The organism is Pseudonocardia hierapolitana, from assembly GCF_007994075.1.
Lineage (GTDB): Bacteria > Actinomycetota > Actinomycetes > Mycobacteriales > Pseudonocardiaceae > Pseudonocardia > Pseudonocardia hierapolitana.
The window spans coordinates 4841080-4857479 of record NZ_VIWU01000001.1; the positions used below are offsets into that span (position 1 = coordinate 4841080).

The window sequence follows — 16400 nt, forward strand, 5'->3', positions numbered from 1 at the left end:
CTCACCCCGGCAGCGCCAGCTCGTACCGGCTGACGCCGACCGCGGACCCCGGCTCTCCGCGCCCACCGGGCGGTCCGGTGACCTCGACGTCGCCACGATGGCGGAACCCGGCCGCCTCGTAGTAGTCGCGAAGCCTGCGGTTCGACGCCACGCAGTCCAGCCGCAGGTAGTGGCATCCCTCCGCGGCCGCCCGCCTCGCTGCCCAGCCGAGGATCCGGCCGCCGAGCCCGGCGGCGACGCGGCGGACCGCGAGCCGGTGCACGTAGGTGGCGGAGGCCGGATGGTCGGCCCACAACCTGTCGGCCCGGTCGAGCGTCACCGTGGCGAGGACGTGCTCGTCGTCGACCGCCAGCCAGGTCTCGCCTGCGAGCACCGCCGGCTCGACCCGTACCCGCTCGAAGCGGGGCGGCCACTGCCGCACGCCGCGCGCGTCCAGCCAGCCCGCCACCTCGTCGAGCACGGCGAGCACGTCTGCGATCTCCCCGGTTCCGGCGCGGCGCATCGTGGGCGGAACGTGCTCGCTCCTCACGACATGTCCCAGAGCAACCGGTAGTAGGCGATCCGCCGCCGGTCAGGCGCGATCCCGTACCCCTTGTAGACGAAGCCGTCGTAGCCCGGCCCGTAGTTCCACTCCGTGCTCCAGGACGCGACAGCGAGGTCGGCCCACCGGTCGGCCACGCCGAGCGAACCGAGGTCCACGTGTGCGGCGAACGTGCCGTCGTCGTGCAGGAGGGTGTTCGGGGCGCAGGCGTCGCCGTGGCAGACCACGAGGCGGTCGATCGGCGGCGGCTCGGCGAGGTCCGGATGCCGGGGCTCCGCGCGGGCGAGCCTGCGCTCGACGCTCCAGTCGAACGGACACTCCTCGACGGGCAGGGCGTCGTGGAGCAGGCGCAGGCCGCGCCCGATCGCCGTCGCCGCGGTGGCCGGCTCGGCGATCCACCTCGGGTCCACCGCCGAGCGGCCCGGCACTTCCTCCGTCACCAGCCATGATCCGTCCGCGTCCCCGCCCAGCTCGAGCACGTGGGGAACCGGCACTCGTCCCTGTGCCCACCTCAGTCGCTCCGCCTCGCCGGCGAGGTCGATCTCCGGGGTGCCGGTGGCGACCCACTTCGCGTACCGGACGCGGCCCTCCCCACCGCCCAGGCGGAAGGTGAGCCCGCCCAGCAGGTTCTGCCACACCGGGACGAGCGGATCTCCGCCCGCGAGCTTCGCGATGACGGCGGGGACGGCAACCGGGTCGGTGGGGCTACCAGCGAGGTCGGGTCGGCTCACGGTTCCATGATCGTGACGCGCTCGATCCCATTCCAGCCAGTTGGTGCCGGAAACCTCCCGGCTGCCGGAACGCAGCGTCGTGCCGTTCAGGCTGCCGACTTGACCCGGCGGGGGAGGAGGGCGTCGAGGATGGGTTCGGGGTCGAGGCGATCGGTCCTGTCCTCATGAGTTCGCCCCGCACAGCACGAGACACGGGAGCTCACCCGGGACGCGCCCCGCCAGCCACGCCGCGAAGGGGGCCGCCGCGGCGGGCTCGACGCGCAGCCGGAACTCCTCCCACAGCCGCTCCTGCGCCGAGACGATCTCGGCGTCGCCCACGAGCAGCGGCACCGCGCCGGCGGTCCGCAGCACTGCGAAGGGCACCTCGCCGATCCGGGTGGCGCCCAGGGCGGACGAGGCCACCGAGTCGATCTCCACGTCAACCGGTGTGCCTGCCTCGAGCGCGGCGTGCACCGCCCGGCAGCCGGTCGGCTCGACGGTGACGACCGTGCGGCCCCCGGCGGCGAGTGCGGTGCCGGCGGCCAGGCCGCCACCGCCCGCCGCGACCACGATCGCGTCGACGTCCTGGCAGTCCTCGACGACCTCGGCCGTGGCCGTCCCCTGCCCGGCCACGACGGCGGGGTCGTCGTAGGCGTGCACGTACCGGCCGGGTTCGGCGCGGGCGGCCACCGCGGCGTCGGCGTAGGTCTCGCCGTGGCGGATCAGCTTGGCCCCGGTCGCCTCGATGCGCCTCGCCTTGCTCTCGGGCACTTCGCGCGGCACGTAGACGACCGCCGGGACGCCGAGGACGCCGGCCGCGGTGGCGACGCCGAGCCCGTGGTTGCCGCCGGACGCCGTGACCACGCGCTCCGGCGGTTCGGCGGAGAGCAGCGCGTTCAGGGCTCCCCGGATCTTGAACGACCCGCTGCGCTGCAGGTGTTCGAGCTTCAGCAGCACCGGCCGGCCGTCGACGTCGGCGCGCAGGATCGGGGTCCGTCGGACGTGCGGGGCCACGCGGGTCGCGGCGGTGGCGACGTCGGCGGCGGTCGGGAGGGGCGTCATACGCCGAGGATGCGCCGTCCCGATCGTTAAGCTGTAGTTCGACTTGCTCAACCAGCATTAGGAACACTGATGGCATTGGACGCGGGCCGGGTGCGGGTGCTCGTCGAGGTGGCTCATGCCGGCTCGATCGCCGCGGCGGCCGCGCGAATGGGGTTCACGCCGTCGGCGCTCTCGCAGCAGCTCGCGAAACTGGAGCGCGAGGTCGGCACGGCCCTGATCGAACGGGGACGAGCCGGCACGCGGCTGACCGGGCCGGGACAGGTTCTGCTGGAGCACGGTGAGCGGGTGCTCGGAGAACTGCGCGACGCCGAGCAGGCCGTGCGCGCTGCCGCGGGCGCGGAGCCGCGGCGCATCGCGGTCGGCGCGTTCTCGACCGCGGCCCGGACGCTGCTGCCCCGGGCGCTGGCCGCCCTGAAGGAGGAGCGGCCGGGGATCCGCACCTCGCTCGTGGACATCGAGCCGCCCGACGGGTACGGCCTGGTCGCCGCGCGCGAGCTCGACCTGCTCGTCACCCACCGTTACCCGGGGGTGGCGCTGCCGGCGGTCCGCGGCCTGCGCCGCCGGCTCCTCCTCCGGGATCCGCTGCGCCTGGTGCTCCCGCGGGGGCACCGGCTCGCCACCGCCCCGGAGATCGCGCTCGCCGACCTCGCCGACGAGGACTGGGTCTCCGGTGCGCCCGGCGTGCCCAACCGGGTGTGCCTGGACTCGCTCGGCCCGCTGCACGTGGCGTACGAGACCAGGGACTATGAGGTCACGCTCGCGCTCGTCGAGGCAGGGCTCGGTGTGTCCTTCGTGCCGGCGAGCCTGCTGGGAGGGCAGCGGGGGGTCGTCGTGCGGGACCTGCGGGGTCGCGCTCCGGTCCGCGAGGTCCACGTCGTGCACCCGCCCCGGCCGTCCGCGGCGGTGGTCGAGCTCCTCAGCCGGTTGCGGCCAGCAGATCCTTGATCGCCCGGACGCCCGCTGCCGCCCCGCCACCCTCGCCCACGGTGTCGGCCAGTGCCTTCGCGGCCGTGCGGCGGGACGGGTCGGCGAGCGTGCGTTCGACGGCCGCGCGGAGCTCGCCGGGCGGGACCGGGCGATTGGACAGGTTGTGCCGCAGCACGACCGCGGCGCCGCGTTCGGCGACGGACCGGCCGATGAGTAGCTGCTCGAACTGCTGGGGGATGACGACGAGCGGCACGCCGTTCGCCAGGCCTTCGAGGGCACTGTTCATGCCGCCGTGGGTGACGAACACCGCGGTGCGCCGGAGCACCTCGAGCTGGGGGACGGACGCGCGGACCAGCGTGTTCGCCGGCGGCGGGCCGAGTCGGGCGGGGTCGGTGTGGGAGCCGACCGCGATCAGCACCCGCGCGGGCAGGTCGGCGAGCACGTCGAAGCAGGTGCGGAAGAAGGCGTCGGCGCCCGAGTGGAGCGTGCCCAGCGACACGAGGACGAGCGGTTCCGGGCCGTCGACGTGGGCGGCGAGCTCGGCGTCGAGATCGCTCACGCGGGTCTGCGGGTCGATGGTGGCCCCGATGTAGTGGCACCGGTCGTCGATACGCGGATCGGGCCGCTGCAGCCAGCGCGGGATCGGGAAGAGCGTGACGTCGCCGAGCGTCGGGAAGGCGGGTCGTGGCGGGAAGAGGTCCTTGCCGAACCGGCGCACCACCCGCTGCCGGGCCGCCACCGCGGCGGGCATGTCGCGCACGGCGGCGCGGAGGAACTGCAACCACTCCCGCGCCGTCTGGCTCCGGAATGCGTCGGTTCCCACCAGCATCGTGGTCATGAACGAGACCGTGGGCAGGCGCAGGCTCCTCGCCACCATGTGGCCCCAGATCGCGTTCGAGTCGTGGGCCACCGCGTCGGGCGGGTCGGCACGGAGCTCGTCCTGCAGGAACGGGACCAGGATCTCCGTGGAGGCCAGCCCGCGAACGACCACGCGTACCGGGCTGCCGGTGCGGGTGGCCTCGGCGATGTCGTCGGCCGTGATCGTCCCGGCCGGGTAGGGGCGGAACTCGGCGCCCGTGCGCTCGATGACGTCCCGGAACTGCTCCGTGGAGTAGTAGGTGACCCGGACGTCCCGGCGCACCAGCTCCCTGACGAGCGGCAGGCTGGGGTTGACGTGGCCGGCCGCGGGCATGCCGGTCATGACGATGCGAGTCACGCGGGTCCTCTCTGCGTGCTGATCGCGGCCGCGAGCGTGGCGCGGAACCGCTCGTACCGCGCGAGGACCGCCGGGGCGACGGCCGCGAGGGCGACCGGGTCGGGGGCCGTCGGTGGCTCCACCGCGGCGTGGACGGTGTGGTGCAGCGCGGCCGCGGTCTCCTCCGGGGAACCGAGAGCCGGCTGCTGGAGGTAGAAGCCGGTCTGCACGGCGCCCACCACGTACATCTGGGTGGGGACGTCCAGGTCGGTGCGCATCAGCCCGTGCTCGCGGAGCAGCCGGAAGAGGTCGGCGGCGAGTTCGCCCCTCCAGGCGTGCACGGGATCGGCGTCCGACCCGTGCGCCAGCTCGCCCAGCACGTCGTCGTCGCGCGCGAACAGCGCCCGCAGCAGCGGACGCCGCTGCACCTCGAGATAGGTCAGGCGGACCTGCTCGGCGATCACGGCCGCCGTCGGATCCCGGCGGACGGCCGCCGTGAGCTCGTCGACGAGGCCGAGCGACTCGCGGATGAGCACGCACACGAAGAGCCAGGTGCGCGACCTGAAGTGCAGGTACACGGTGCCCTTGCCGATGCCGGCGCGCTTCGCGACCTCCTCGATGGTGACCCGCTTGTAGCCCCACCGCAGCACCAGGTCGGCGGCTGCGTCGAGGATCCGCTCGCCGCGGTCCGACATCCCGCCTCCTTGACTCGTGACCAGATTCATCATCTGGTCACGAGGCTACTCCCACGTCAGACGCAGTGCCGTCCGGGCGTCCAGCGGGGAGACGCCGCGCCGGGAGGCGAGCAGCAGCGACCCCTCGGGGCTGCGGGTGTAGACGGGCCGGGGCCAGTCGCTGACCCAGCGCCGCCACGCCCGGGTGAAGAGGTCCGCATGACGTCGGTGCTCGGCCAGCGCGGCCGGCACCGCGTGGTAGGCCACCGCATGGGGACGTGCCCAGCGCGCGGGCGGGCGCCACCCGGCGAGCAGCGTGGCCGGCCACCTGGTTCCCGGATCGGGCGGCACGTAGCGGCCGATCAGGTAGCGCGGGTCGGCGGGCGGGCTGAGCACCTCGTCCAGCGCGGTCGCGTACCGCTCGGAGACAGCCGGATCGGCGCCGGTCAGGCGGAACTGCCACGCCCCCGTCTCGTCGGGCGCGATCGTGACGGCCTCGGCTCCGCGATCGATCTTGCCGGCGGCGTGGAGCGCATCGGCGGTGGCGTAGGCGATCGCCGGCACGTCGGGTGTCGAGACCGCGATCTCATGGAGCAGCCGGCCGCGGCGGTGCGCCTGCCCGGCGTAGGCGCTCGTGCACAGCAGGGCCGCGATCACCGGGACGGCGGCCACCGCCCCGGCACCGGCGGCGAGGAACGCGATGGCGGCGATCGCCGTGACGACGGCGGCGACGGGCCACGGCGTCCGCGTGTCGGTGGACAGGCCGAGGCGCGCCGGCACCACCGCGGGCGGTCGCGGCGCCGCCCGAGCGCGGACGGGAGCGCGTCCCACAACGCGAACGGCGTGCACGGGGCGGTCCGCGTACGGCTCGCCCACCCGCCACAGCTCGCGCACCTGGTCACGGGTGCCGCAGCGCAGGAGCATCCGCTGGTTGAACCGGTCGAACTCCGCGGAGGGCGGCGCCGCGTAGGCGGAGAGCGCCGGGTCGACGTGCGTCACCCCGGCCATGACGTTCCCCTGCTCCGTGACGCCGTAGTAGGCGTCGTGCTTGCGGACGAACCGCTCGAAGTCCGCCGCCCCCTTGGGGTGGTCGTCCGCGACGCACACCACGGACCAGGTGTGCGCGACCTTCCCGGGCCGGCCCGGGTCCCTGCGCAGTGCCCGCCCGCGCAGCTGCACGACGGACGTGCCCGTGGTGGCCTCGGTGAGGTCCACCAGCGTGTTCACGGCGGCGCAGTCCCATCCCTCGCCGAGGATGGCGCGGGTCCCGATCAGCGTCAGCGAGCCGCCGGCCGCGTAGAACCCGGTCGCCAACGGCACCCAGCGACGTGAGGTCCACCCGCCGGTGATCTGCACGACTCCCGTTGCGTCGGAAGGGATCGGATCCAGCCGCAGGTCGGCAGCGACCCGCGCCGCGTACTCGAAGAAGGCGCGCGCGACGGCGGCGTCCGCGGCCACCGTCCGGCCGGTCACCAGGAGCGGTCGCAGCCCCGGCAGCGTCGCGAGGTGGCGCAGCGCGAGCCGGGCCGAGCCCGCGTCGGCGTCGAGCACGCCGACGAGGCCCGATGGCAGCGTGGCGCGGGCCTGCTCGTGGTCGCAGATCACCACCGCGCGCAGCAGCTCGCCGAGGGCCTCGTGCTCGGCGGTGAGGATCCGGCCGGCCGCGTCGATCTTCGCGGCGCTGCGCGCGATCACCCGGTCGACCGGGGAGCGGCCGCTGCGGACGCCGTGCCGGGTGAGCCGGTAGCCGATGCCGGGCAGGGCGGCGCGGACCGAGTCGTACGCGTGGGCGTCGCGCGGGTCGTCGCTGCGGGCGAGGAACCGGCGGGCGTAGACGTGCAGCAGCCGCATCCAGTCGTCGGCGGTCGGTGGGTGCCGGTGCCGCTCGTGGAGTCGTGCCCCGTCCGGGAGCTCCAGCATCCCGGCGTGGTGGAACCGCAGCGCCGCGTCGGCCACCTCGGGGTGCTCGCGGGCGAACCGGTGCCACGGCACCGCGGGGCCCTCGCCCGCGAGGTGCTCACGACGCACCGCGTACCGGTCCAGCCATGGCAGGAAACCGACGGTCGCGAAGCCGGGGTCGACCAGGTCCGCGGTGAGGTCGGCGAACCGTTCGGCCTGCGCCGCGAGCCACGCCTGCTCCCGCCCGGTCGGCGTGGTGAGCCAGGCGAGCTCGGCGAACGGCACCAGCTCGCCCTCGCGCACCATCGCCGGGATCGACGGCCCGGTGACCATCCGCCCGAAGAGGCGGTCCACGAGCGCGCGCTCGTCGCGGGTCAGGGCGCTCGGCGGGGTGGCCGTGAGACCGATGACCGTGGCGTCGGGCAGGCGTTCGAGCACCTCGGCGAGGAGCTCGCCCCAGACGTCCAGCAGGTGGTGGCACTCGTCGAGCACCAGCGTGACCGGTCGCCTGCCCAGCGCGTCCACGAGCTCGCGGCCCGAGGAACGCAGCCGATGGATGTGGACGTCGCGGTCGTGCCCGTCCGGGTCGATCTCGGCGTCGGGGTCGAACGTCGCGAGCGACTGGTAGGTCAGCGCCGTGAGGGCCGCGTCCAGACCCCGGTCGGCCGACCCGGCCGGCGGATCGGGGGTGAACCGGGACCACTCGGCGAGCCACTGCCCCTGGATCGCCGTGTTCGGCGCGAACGCCACGATCGGCTGCCCCAGCCGCCGCGCCGCCTCCAGCCCCACCACGGTCTTGCCCGCCCCCGGCGGCAGCACGACCCACGCCCGCCGTCCACCCCGCGCCAGCACCTTGCCCACCCCGTCGAGCGCGTCGACCTGGTGCCGGCGCAGGGCGACCCCCGGCCGAAGCCCCGCCAGGTCGGCCACCCGCACCCCCTTCGTACTTCACACATCCCGTGCGAACCTCACACAACGCCGGCCCTGTGTGACGTCACCACTCGATCTGTGAAGTGGCGCCGGTGGTCAGGGCGTCCCGTTTCCGTCGCAGCAGGTCCCGCTCTCGGGCGTTGCCGCTCAGCTCGGCCGCGCGGGTCAGTTCCGACCGGGCCTCCTCCACGCGGCCGAGGCGCCTGAGCAGCTCGCCGCGGACGCTCGGCAGGAGGTGGGACCCGGTGAGCGCGCCTGCCGCGGCGAGGTCGTCGACGACGCGCAGCGCCGCGGCCGGTCCCTCGGCCATCGAGATCGCGACCGCCCGGTTGAGCTCGACGACGGGGGAGGGCGCGAGCCGGTTGAGCGCGTCGTACAGCAGGACGATCCGCTCCCAGTCCGTCTCCCCGACCGACGGCGCGGTGGCATGGCATTCCGCGATGGCCGCCTGCAGCCCGTACGCGTCCAGCCCGCGTCCGACGCGTTCGGCACGCGCGAGCGCCGCGCGTCCGCGGCGGATCGCCGCCCGGTCCCACCGACCCCGGTCCTGCTGCTCCAGGAGAACCGGCTCGCCGTCGGGGCCGGTGCGGGCCGGGAACCGTGCTGCAGTCAGCTCCAGCAGCGCGAGCAGGCCGAGGACCTCCGGCTCGTCGGGCATCAGGCGGGCGAGGATCCGCGCCATGCGGATCGCCTCGTGCGCGAGATCGGTGCGGATCAACTCCTGACCCGACGTCGCGGTCGAGCCCTCGGTGAAGATCACGTACACGACGCTGAGCACGGATCCCAGCCGCTCGCGGCGCTCCTGCCCCGTCGGCACCTCGAACCGCACGCGCGCCGCCGCGAGGGTCTTCTTGGCGCGGGTGATCCGCGCCTGCACGGTGGCCGTGGGCACCAGGAACGCCCGCGCGATCTCGTCGCTCGTCAGGCCGCCGATCACGCGCAGCGTCAACGCCACCCGGGCCTCGCGCGACACCACCGGATGGCAGGCGATGAACGCCAGCGCCAGCACGTCGTCGCCGATCCGGTCGGGATCCCAGAGCACGTCTGCGTCCGGCGGAGCGTCGCCCTCGCCGAGCTCGCGGCCGAGTGCGGCGTACCGGTCGTCGAGCGCCGACCGGCGGCGGAACCCGTCGATGGCCCGCCGACGGCCCACGGTGAGCAGCCAGCCCGCGGGGTTGTGCGGGACGCCGTCGCGCGGCCACGTGACGAGCGCCTCGGCCAGCGCTTCCTGGCCGAGGTCCTCGGCGAGCGCGAAGTCGCCGGTGTAGCGGGCGAGGGCGCCGACGATCCGCGCGGATTCGATCCGCCAGACCGCCTCGACCGCCCTTCGCCCGCTTCCGGGCTCGGTGCGGCTCACAGCTGGCCGGTGGCCTCCCGCCATGCCCGCTCCTTCTGGATCCACACGTTGTCCTGCGGGAGCTCGTCGATGCTCGTCACCCGGCGGATCTCGGCCTTCACCCCGGGGCCGGTCATCGGTGCCCGCTTCGCCCACTCGACCGCCTCCTCCTTGGACGCGACGTCGAGGATCCAGAAGCCGCCGAACAGCTCCTTCGTCTCGCCGTACGGCCCGTCCGTCACGACGGGCGTCTCCGCCGAGTAGTCGACCACCACACCCTCGGCGGCGTCGGCGAGCCCTTCGGCGGCGACGAGCACGCCTGCCTGGATCAGCTCGTCGTTGTACCTGCCCATCGACTCGATGATCTGGTCGAAGTCGACGTCGGCGTACGCCGCGAACGACTCGTCGGTCGCGCGCATGATCAGCATGTACTTCACGGTCATCCCCTGGTGTCGGCGGGTCCCGTCCGGACCCTCTCACTCCCCAGGTCGAACGGGGAGCGCCGGGATCGACACCGGGTCCCACGGATTCCCTCGAGCGGGGTGGCGATCAGCCGAGGACGAGCGGGAGCCTCGCGGCCACCTCGCCGAGCTCGGTCTTCTCCTTCTCGCTCGCCGCACGACGTCCGGTGCCGATCAGCAGCACGTCCACGTCCGGGAACGACGCGGGGAACGCCGTCCCCGCGAGCGCTTCGAGCGTGGCGCGGGAATGGGACAGCGCGTCGGCGGCGGGCCCCGCCACGTCCGGGAGACGGGTGATCAGGTCGAGGTGGTGCAGCGTCCACTCCAGGACGTACGCGGACAGGTAGTCGCCCACGGTGAGGACCTGGTCCTTGGTGCCGACCCGGAGATCGGGGTCGGCGAGCTCGGCCGCGCGTCCGGCGGCGGAGCCGACGTCGTCCAGGTGGAACCGGAGCAGCCCCGGCTCCCCGTACGCCGCGGCGACGCGGACGGTCAGCGCGGCGAGCGGGTCGTCACCGGCCGGAGCATCGACGACGTCCCAGTAGGTGACGGCGTTGCGGGTCGGTTCCGCGTCGGTGGGGGTGACGAGGGTGATCAGGACGTCCTGGGCGTCGACGATCAGGTGGTACACCAGGTCCTGCACGAGCCAGCCGCGGCAGCCGGACGGCTGTTCGAAGGCGGTGTCCGGGAGCCCGGCCACCGTCGCGCGCAAGGCTGCCCAGGAACGTGAGAAGAGATCCACATCGGCACGGTAGTGCGGTCCGGTCCAGGGCGACCGATGAATCGCCCCGCGCCTGCCGGTCATACCGGGGTGTACGACGATGCCGACCTGGGAGCTGCCTGATGTGGATCATTGCCGGCCATGTGACCGTCGACGCGGACGAGCGGGACCGGTTCGTCGAGGAGCACCGCGATCTCGTCGAGCGGGCCCGCCAGGCACCGGGCTGTCTCGACGTGGCCATCACGGCCGACCCGGTCGATCCCCGGCGGATCAACAACTACGAGCGGTGGGACTCGTGGGACGCGATCGAGGCGTGGCGGGCGCGGGCTCATGCGCCGGACACCGGCATCGCGTTCCACGACGTCGATGTGACGGCCTTCGAGGTCGCGAGCACCCGCCCGCCCTTCTGAGCTCGACATCTTCGTTTCGGCAGGCCGCGTGCGCCTACGCCGCGAAGGTCGGCAACGTGAGGGCGGTGTGCGCAGGCCGCCCGGTCTCCGGCGGCAGGGTGGTGAGGCCGCGGAGCCGCTCGTTGCGTTGCGCGAGGGCCTCGGCGGTGGCCGGGAAGAGCGCGGCAGCGCCCTCGCCGACCTGCGCCTGGTTCAGCTCGACGAACCCGCGGGTATCGCGTTCGTAGGCGGCGAACGCGGCGGTGTGGTCGCGATGGGTGGCGAGCGTTCCGGCGAGCATGTAGGCGCCGACGAGCGCGAGGCTGGAGCCCTGCCCGGTCAGGAACGACGGTGCGGCGGCGGCGTCGCCGACGAGCGCCACCCGGCCGCTGGTCCAGCGCGGCTGGCGGATCTGGCTCACGACGTCGAAGAACAGGTCGTCCGCGTCGCGCATGGCGGCAACCATCGCCGGGATCTCCCACCCGTCGTCGGCGAATGCGGCGGCGACGAGGTCGCGTTGGGCCGCGGGGTCGCGGAAGGCGTCGAAGGGCGGTCCGGGGCGCGCGAAGACGAGGAAGCCGTGCAGCTCGGCGCTGTCCCGGACGGCGTAGAGCGCCGCGCCCCGGCCGGGGGTGCTCCAGAGCACGCCCTCGTGGGAGAGGCCGAAGGTGTTGGGCATCGTGAACCCGGCGAAGCAGTAGCCCAGGTAGCGGTGGAACTGCTCCTCGGGGCCGAACACGAGCTCCCGGGTCCGCGAGTGCAGGCCGTCGGCCCCGACCACGAGGTCGAAGCTGCGGTGGACGCCGCTGCGGAAGGTGACGTCGACACCGTGCTCGTGCTGGGTCAAGCCATCGATGGAGTCGTCGAACACGAACTCGACGTCGTCGGCCACCGTCCGGTACAGGACACCGGTCAGGTCCCCTCGGCGCACCTCGACGTCGTGTCCTTCGACCCCACCGGTCACCGCCTGCGGATGGACCGACGCCACCGTGCTGCCGTCGCCATCGAGGAAGGTCAGGCGGCGCGACTCGATGTGCGCCTCCTGCAGCTGCGGCAGGATCCCCATCCGCCGGGCCACCTCCAACGCGGTGCCCCGCACGTCGATCGGATACCCGCCGCCGCGCACCCCGGGAGCCTTCTCCACCACCGTCACCGCGAACCCGTACCGGTGCAGCCAGTACGCCACGGCCGGGCCGGCGATGCTCGCGCCGGAGACCAGGACCGTGCCCTTCGTCGCCGTTGCCATGTCCTTCGTCAACTCCTCGACTCCGCGCGGATCGGTCGCGATCCGCGCACCAACTCGACGGCCAGCACCGCGGCGGCCGCGAACGCGACGGCGGCGATCGCGATGCAGCCGAAGACACCCGCGGCGGTGTTCACCGTGTCGCCGTCGACGACCGCGGTGGTGGACGTGAGCACCGCCGCACCCACGAAGTTGAGGACCACCGAACCGATCGCGATCACGACCATCACCAGGCTGGACACGACGCCCTGCCGGTCGGCGGGCGCCAGGCTGCCCGCCATGTTGAAGCCGGCTGTCCCGAGCGCTCCGACCGTCAGACCCAGCAGGAACGCGGACCCGAGCGCAGCGGGCAGCTGGGAGGCCCCGAGGAACATCCCGAGGATGCCCACCAGCCCGAGCAGCACAGCACCGGCCAGCGTCACGGCCGGCCCGATGCGCGCCGCGAGCAGACCGGACAGCGGACCCCCGAGCGTGACGCCGATCGCGGGCAGGGCGAGCAACAGCGCCACCGATCCCTGGTCGGCGAGCCCGTAGCCGAGCTGCTGGCCCGCCGAGACGTCGGCGATGAGCGGGATGAGCTGCAGCACGCTCTGGTACGAACCGGCGGCGAGGAAGAGGACGAGGAGCGTGAGCACCAGCGGCAGGCCGAGGTTCCGGACGTCGATCAAGGGTTCGGGTTTGCGGCTCGACACCAGGAACCACCGGGCCAGTGCCGCGGCGCCGGCGACGAGGAGCACCAGCGGACCGGCGGCGAGCCAGCCGAACTCCGACCCGAGGCTGATGTAGCTGAGCACCCCGGCCAGGCCGCTGCCGAGGAGCAGCGCACCGGCCACATCGATCCGGCCCGGCGTCCTGACCCGGGATTCGGGGATGACGAGGACCACGCAGATCGCCATCGCGGCCGCGACGACGGCCGCGACCACGAACAGGACCTGGAAGCCGACCTCCACGGCCAGTCGCTCGACGAGGAACCGGGAAGCGATGTTGAGCACCGCGGATCCGGAGGTCACGATGCCCACGACGACCATCGCAGTGCGGTGCGCGAAGACGGGTGTCCAAGCGCACCGTCTACGACCACTTCGGTGACAAGCTGTCCCTCTTCCGGAGCGTCCTCCGACGCGTCGACGACGCCATGCTCACGACCGTGCGCACGGCGATCGAGCAGGAGCTCACCGACGGGCGCGACCTGCGCGAGGCCCTGCTCGCCTTCCTGCAGCGGATGACGACGGACGCGGTCCCGTCACCGACCTACGCGACCTTCCGGCGCCTGAACGCCCGCGCGGCGTCGGCGCCACGGCTGCCGGACAGGTCGGGCGAGGAGCGCGTGCGGCTCCTGGAGGAGCGGTTCGCGCAGCTCGCGGCGGCCGGCGAGCTCGAGGTGAGCGATCCGCGCCGTGCCGTGCAGCACTTCAACGCGCTGACCATGCGCCTCGTCCTCGATGCGATCGACGGGGACCCGGCAGGTGCGGTGAGCAGGTCGGAGATCCAGGAGATCATCACCGACGGCGTGGACGCGTTCCTCCGCGCCTACCGCTGAGCGGCGAGTCCGCGTCACCGTGCACATGCCCCGGTGACGGTGCACGCCGTCGAACACGTGCACGGCGACGCGAACGTGTGGCCGGCGTGGCGCCGGCTACCGCTTGCCGACGGTGTAGGTCAGGTGGGTCACCCGGGTCGAGGCGGCGGAGCGGACCTGGTTCAGGGCCAGGCGGTCGGGGTCCACGCGGTCGAACAGGCGGATGCCGGTGCCGAACAGCACGGGCGCGAGCGTGACCGAGAACTCGTCGATCAGGCCGGTGTCCAGGTACTCCTGGATCGTCTCGCCGCCGCCGGCGATGCGGACGTCGCGGTCGCCTGCGGCCTCGCGGGCCTGGTCGAGCGCGCTCTCGATGCCGTCGTTGACGAAGTGGAAGGTGGTGCCGCCCGGCCGCTCCCACGGGTCGCGCTCGGTGTGGGTGACGACGAAGACCGGGGTGTGGAACGGGGCCTCCGCCGGCCATGCCTGCTCGCCGAGGTCGAACATGCGCTTGCCCATGACGCTCGCGCCGGTGCGCTCGTACGTCGCCCGTGCGATGTCGTTGTCGACGCCCTCCTCGCCGCCCTCGCCGAGCTTGAGGTTCTCCCGGAACCAGCGCTGCGGGAACAGCCACGCCTGCAGTTCCGACCACTTCGACGTCCAGCGCCTGACGCCCGGGTCGTCCTGCTTCTCGGGCGAGAAGGCGTCCTCGGCCGGCACGGCCTCGGGTGCCATGAAACCGTCGAGCGACATCGTCACGCTGAAGAACACCTTCCCGGCCATCAGCTCTCCGCTCCCTTCGGGGTGGTCTCGTTCCGGGTGAGTTCGGCGACGTAGGCCGCCAGGTTGCGCAGGGTCTGCTCGCCGCCCTCGATCGCGTGGTACTTCTCCACCGCCTCGTCGCGGAGTTCCTTGGTGGGGAACACCGTGTGCATCACGATCCGGGTCTCGTCCCCGGCCGGCTCGAAGGCCAGGACCGACTCGAAGGCGTTGGGGTCGTCGCGGGACTCGCCGTGCAGCAGCGTGATCCGCTCCGGCGGGACGATCTCCCGCCAGGTGATCCACTCCTGGTAGTCGGTCCCGTCCGGCCCGTGCATCACGAAGTCCCAGGCCCCGCCGACGCGGAACTCGAAGGACCGCGTGGTGGTGGTGAAACCCTCCGGTCCCCACCACCCCGACAGGTGCCGGACCTGCGTGAACGCTTCGAACACCAGCTCCCGTGGTGCGCTGATGACCCTGGACATCACGATCTCGCGGTCCGCGGTCGCGTGTTCGGGCTCGCCGCCGCTACTGGTCGTCGCCATCCGGTGGTTCCTCCCGCCGTTCCTGTTTCAGGTCCTGCACGTACTCGTCCAGCCGGTCGAAGCTCCCGCTCCAGAACCGCTCGAAGCCGCCCAGCCACTCGTGCACCGGCCGCAGCCCGTGGGCGTCCAGGTCGTACAGCCGCTGCTTGCCCGCCCCGCGGACCCGCACGAGCCCGACCTCCCGGAGCACCCGCAGGTGCTTGGACGCCTGCGGCTGGCTCATCCCCAGATCCCGCGCCAGCTCGGTCACCGGCCGCTCGCCGCCCCGCAGCAGGACCAGGATCTCCCGCCGCTGCGGCTCGGCGATCGCGTTGAACGCGTCCGAGGTCGTCGCCGCTCGTGCCATGGCGGCGATCATATGCCTATATCGGAAAGTGTCAACGGAGCCGCATCACGAGCGGGGTTGTGTGACCAACGCCCCGCAGCGACTGGGAGGCAGGTGGAAGACCGCGGGAAGGGCGGGCACCACTTGGGCGCGCAATGGGCACAGATGGCCGGAACCGGCCCCTCGGCGGCACACCTCCGGCGGGCCCGTGCGCCGACTTCTGGCCGGAGCAGCTCGGTTCTGGGGGGTCCGGGGGGCGGAGCCCCGCCGGCAGGGGGTGCGGGGGCTTGGCCCCCGCAAGGCGAATGCACTCGATGATGGCTCGCGCACTCCGCGAGCACACCTCGGCCGATCGAGTGCCCCCGGCAGGATTCGAACCTGCGCTCCCGCCTCCGGAGGGCGGTGCTCTATCCCCTGAGCTACGGGGGCCGTGCGATGAGGTAAACCCTAGCGCACGCCCGGATCTACAGCGGCAGGGGTTGCCCCCCGCGCGCGGTGAGCAGTTGGCGCAGGTAGTCGCTCTCGCTGGTCTGGGAGCGGAGCATCTGCGCGGCCAGGTTCCGGACCTGCGGGACGGACGCGCGCTCGGTTGCGTACTGCAGCATGCCGGCGCCGCCCTCGTGGTGGCGCAGCATGAGCTGCAGGAACAGGACGTCGAGCTGGGGGCCGCTCGCGGCGCGCAGGGCGGCGAGCTCCTCGTCGCTCGCCATCCCCGGCATGGTGCTGGCTCCGCCTGCGGGTGCCGGGGCGTGGTCGTGCGTCGCCCCGGTCATCCAGGCCATGTGTCCGCCGGCCGGGAGAGCCGAGGCGCCCCACAGCTCCAGCCAGCCCTGCATGCGGCCGATCTGCGCGGTCTGCGTGGCCTCGATGTCGGCGGCGAGCTGGTGCAGGACCGGGTCGGTGGTGTGGTCGCGCTCCCACGAGGCCATCGTGACGGCCTGCTGGTGGTGGACGGTCATGTCCTGGGAGAACCCGACGTCCACCGAGTCCGTCGCCGGGACGGCGGGCGGACCCGAGCCGGGCACGCCGCTGATGAGCAGCCCGCCCGCCGCGCCGAGCAGCAGCAGCCCGACGACCGCGACGACGGCGAGGACGGGCCGGATCCAGCGCGCCTCCTGCGGAGCGGGCCGCTCCGCCTCGGCGGGTGCGGTGGGGGTGCCCACGGCC

Annotated in this window: 18 protein-coding genes and 1 tRNA gene; 3 read left to right on the forward strand and 16 right to left on the reverse strand. The window is 73.4% G+C overall.

Going from position 1 to position 16400, the window contains the following annotated elements; translation table 11 throughout:
- Position 1: 1 nt before the first annotated feature.
- The 3 genes from FHX44_RS23115 to FHX44_RS23125 form a co-directional block, all read right to left on the reverse strand.
- Positions 2-529: a GNAT family N-acetyltransferase gene (locus FHX44_RS23115; RefSeq protein WP_147257706.1), complete on the reverse strand. Its 528-nt coding sequence runs from the start codon at positions 527-529 to the stop codon at positions 2-4.
- Positions 526-1272 (reverse strand): aminoglycoside 3'-phosphotransferase, encoded by a 747-nt coding sequence (locus FHX44_RS23120; protein WP_147257707.1) that lies wholly within the window; start codon positions 1270-1272, stop codon positions 526-528. The genes FHX44_RS23115 and FHX44_RS23120 overlap by 4 nt, the downstream gene beginning before the upstream one ends.
- A gap of 162 nt (positions 1273-1434) precedes the next feature.
- Complete coding sequence (locus tag FHX44_RS23125; protein WP_147257708.1) at positions 1435-2313, reverse strand: serine/threonine dehydratase; 879 nt, start codon at positions 2311-2313, stop codon at positions 1435-1437.
- A gap of 69 nt (positions 2314-2382) precedes the next feature.
- On the opposite strand from FHX44_RS23125, the gene FHX44_RS23130 reads away from it, so the two are divergent.
- Entirely contained in the window at positions 2383-3258 is an 876-nt protein-coding gene (locus FHX44_RS23130) for a LysR substrate-binding domain-containing protein (RefSeq protein ID WP_147257709.1), read from the forward strand.
- Here the strand turns inward: FHX44_RS23130 and FHX44_RS23135 are convergent.
- From FHX44_RS23135 to FHX44_RS23160, 6 genes are all read right to left on the reverse strand, one after another.
- Entirely contained in the window at positions 3230-4456 is a 1227-nt protein-coding gene (locus FHX44_RS23135; protein ID WP_246170541.1) for a macrolide family glycosyltransferase, read from the reverse strand. The genes FHX44_RS23130 and FHX44_RS23135 overlap by 29 nt on opposite strands.
- Positions 4453-5130 (reverse strand): TetR/AcrR family transcriptional regulator, encoded by a 678-nt coding sequence (locus FHX44_RS23140; RefSeq protein ID WP_170308996.1) that lies wholly within the window; start codon positions 5128-5130, stop codon positions 4453-4455. The genes FHX44_RS23135 and FHX44_RS23140 overlap by 4 nt, the downstream gene beginning before the upstream one ends.
- A gap of 45 nt (positions 5131-5175) precedes the next feature.
- Positions 5176-7938, reverse strand: coding sequence for a DEAD/DEAH box helicase family protein (locus FHX44_RS23145; RefSeq protein ID WP_170308997.1), 2763 nt, complete (start codon positions 7936-7938; stop codon positions 5176-5178).
- 64 nt (positions 7939-8002) lie between these two features.
- Positions 8003-9319: an RNA polymerase sigma factor gene (locus FHX44_RS23150; protein WP_147257712.1), complete on the reverse strand. Its 1317-nt coding sequence runs from the start codon at positions 9317-9319 to the stop codon at positions 8003-8005.
- Positions 9292-9711 carry a YciI family protein gene (locus tag FHX44_RS23155; protein WP_147257713.1) on the reverse strand — a complete coding sequence of 140 codons (420 nt, stop codon included), beginning with the start codon at positions 9709-9711 and terminating at the stop codon, positions 9292-9294. Before FHX44_RS23155 ends, FHX44_RS23150 begins: the two co-directional genes overlap by 28 nt.
- 112 nt (positions 9712-9823) lie before the next feature.
- Complete coding sequence (locus FHX44_RS23160; RefSeq protein ID WP_147257714.1) at positions 9824-10477, reverse strand: maleylpyruvate isomerase N-terminal domain-containing protein; 654 nt, start codon at positions 10475-10477, stop codon at positions 9824-9826.
- 101 nt (positions 10478-10578) lie between these two features.
- Between FHX44_RS23160 and FHX44_RS23165 the strand changes: the two genes are divergently transcribed.
- Positions 10579-10866, forward strand: a complete 288-nt coding sequence (locus FHX44_RS23165) for a putative quinol monooxygenase (RefSeq protein ID WP_147257715.1) — start codon at positions 10579-10581, stop codon at positions 10864-10866.
- 34 nt (positions 10867-10900) lie between these two features.
- Here FHX44_RS23165 and FHX44_RS23170 read toward each other — a convergent pair whose 3' ends face one another.
- On the reverse strand, positions 10901-12091 hold the full coding sequence (locus tag FHX44_RS23170; RefSeq protein WP_147257716.1) for an FAD-dependent monooxygenase: 1191 nt from the start codon (positions 12089-12091) through the stop codon (positions 10901-10903).
- An 8-nt stretch (positions 12092-12099) separates the two neighbouring features.
- Entirely contained in the window at positions 12100-13107 is a 1008-nt protein-coding gene (locus FHX44_RS23175) for an MFS transporter (protein WP_246170542.1), read from the reverse strand.
- Between the two features lie 32 nt (positions 13108-13139).
- Here FHX44_RS23175 and FHX44_RS23180 point away from each other — a divergent pair, with 32 nt between their 5' ends.
- Positions 13140-13625: a TetR/AcrR family transcriptional regulator C-terminal domain-containing protein gene (locus FHX44_RS23180; RefSeq protein ID WP_246170543.1), complete on the forward strand. Its 486-nt coding sequence runs from the start codon at positions 13140-13142 to the stop codon at positions 13623-13625.
- A gap of 96 nt (positions 13626-13721) precedes the next feature.
- On the opposite strand, the gene FHX44_RS23185 is transcribed toward FHX44_RS23180, so the two are convergent.
- The 5 genes from FHX44_RS23185 to FHX44_RS23205 all read right to left on the reverse strand — a co-directional run bounded on the left by FHX44_RS23185 (position 13722) and on the right by FHX44_RS23205 (position 16396).
- A complete protein-coding gene (locus FHX44_RS23185; RefSeq protein WP_147257718.1) occupies positions 13722-14387 on the reverse strand; it encodes a dihydrofolate reductase family protein in 666 nt (221 codons plus the stop codon).
- Complete coding sequence (locus tag FHX44_RS23190; protein ID WP_147257719.1) at positions 14387-14908, reverse strand: SRPBCC family protein; 522 nt, start codon at positions 14906-14908, stop codon at positions 14387-14389. The genes FHX44_RS23185 and FHX44_RS23190 overlap by 1 nt, the downstream gene beginning before the upstream one ends.
- Positions 14892-15254, reverse strand: coding sequence for an ArsR/SmtB family transcription factor (locus FHX44_RS23195; RefSeq protein WP_147257720.1), 363 nt, complete (start codon positions 15252-15254; stop codon positions 14892-14894). The genes FHX44_RS23190 and FHX44_RS23195 overlap by 17 nt, the downstream gene beginning before the upstream one ends.
- 336 nt (positions 15255-15590) lie before the next feature.
- A tRNA-Arg gene (locus tag FHX44_RS23200) sits at positions 15591-15662 on the reverse strand.
- A 35-nt stretch (positions 15663-15697) separates the two neighbouring features.
- Positions 15698-16396 (reverse strand): DUF305 domain-containing protein, encoded by a 699-nt coding sequence (locus FHX44_RS23205; RefSeq protein ID WP_246170544.1) that lies wholly within the window; start codon positions 16394-16396, stop codon positions 15698-15700.
- Between the last annotated feature and the right edge of the window lie 4 nt (positions 16397-16400).

Coding starts and splice junctions, on each gene's coding strand:
- FHX44_RS23185 (WP_147257718.1), bottom strand. CDS start 14,387: ATGGCCGGGAAGGTGTTCTTCAGCGTGACGATGTCGCTCGACGGTTTC.
- FHX44_RS23125 (WP_147257708.1), bottom strand. CDS start 2,313: ATGACGCCCCTCCCGACCGCCGCCGACGTCGCCACCGCCGCGACCCGC.
- FHX44_RS23190 (WP_147257719.1), bottom strand. CDS start 14,908: ATGGCGACGACCAGTAGCGGCGGCGAGCCCGAACACGCGACCGCGGAC.
- FHX44_RS23165 (WP_147257715.1), top strand. CDS start 10,579: ATGTGGATCATTGCCGGCCATGTGACCGTCGACGCGGACGAGCGGGAC.
- FHX44_RS23150 (WP_147257712.1), bottom strand. CDS start 9,319: ATGGCGGGAGGCCACCGGCCAGCTGTGAGCCGCACCGAGCCCGGAAGC.
- FHX44_RS23195 (WP_147257720.1), bottom strand. CDS start 15,254: ATGGCACGAGCGGCGACGACCTCGGACGCGTTCAACGCGATCGCCGAG.
- FHX44_RS23140 (WP_170308996.1), bottom strand. CDS start 5,130: ATGTCGGACCGCGGCGAGCGGATCCTCGACGCAGCCGCCGACCTGGTG.
- FHX44_RS23170 (WP_147257716.1), bottom strand. CDS start 12,091: ATGGCAACGGCGACGAAGGGCACGGTCCTGGTCTCCGGCGCGAGCATC.
- FHX44_RS23130 (WP_147257709.1), top strand. CDS start 2,383: ATGGCATTGGACGCGGGCCGGGTGCGGGTGCTCGTCGAGGTGGCTCAT.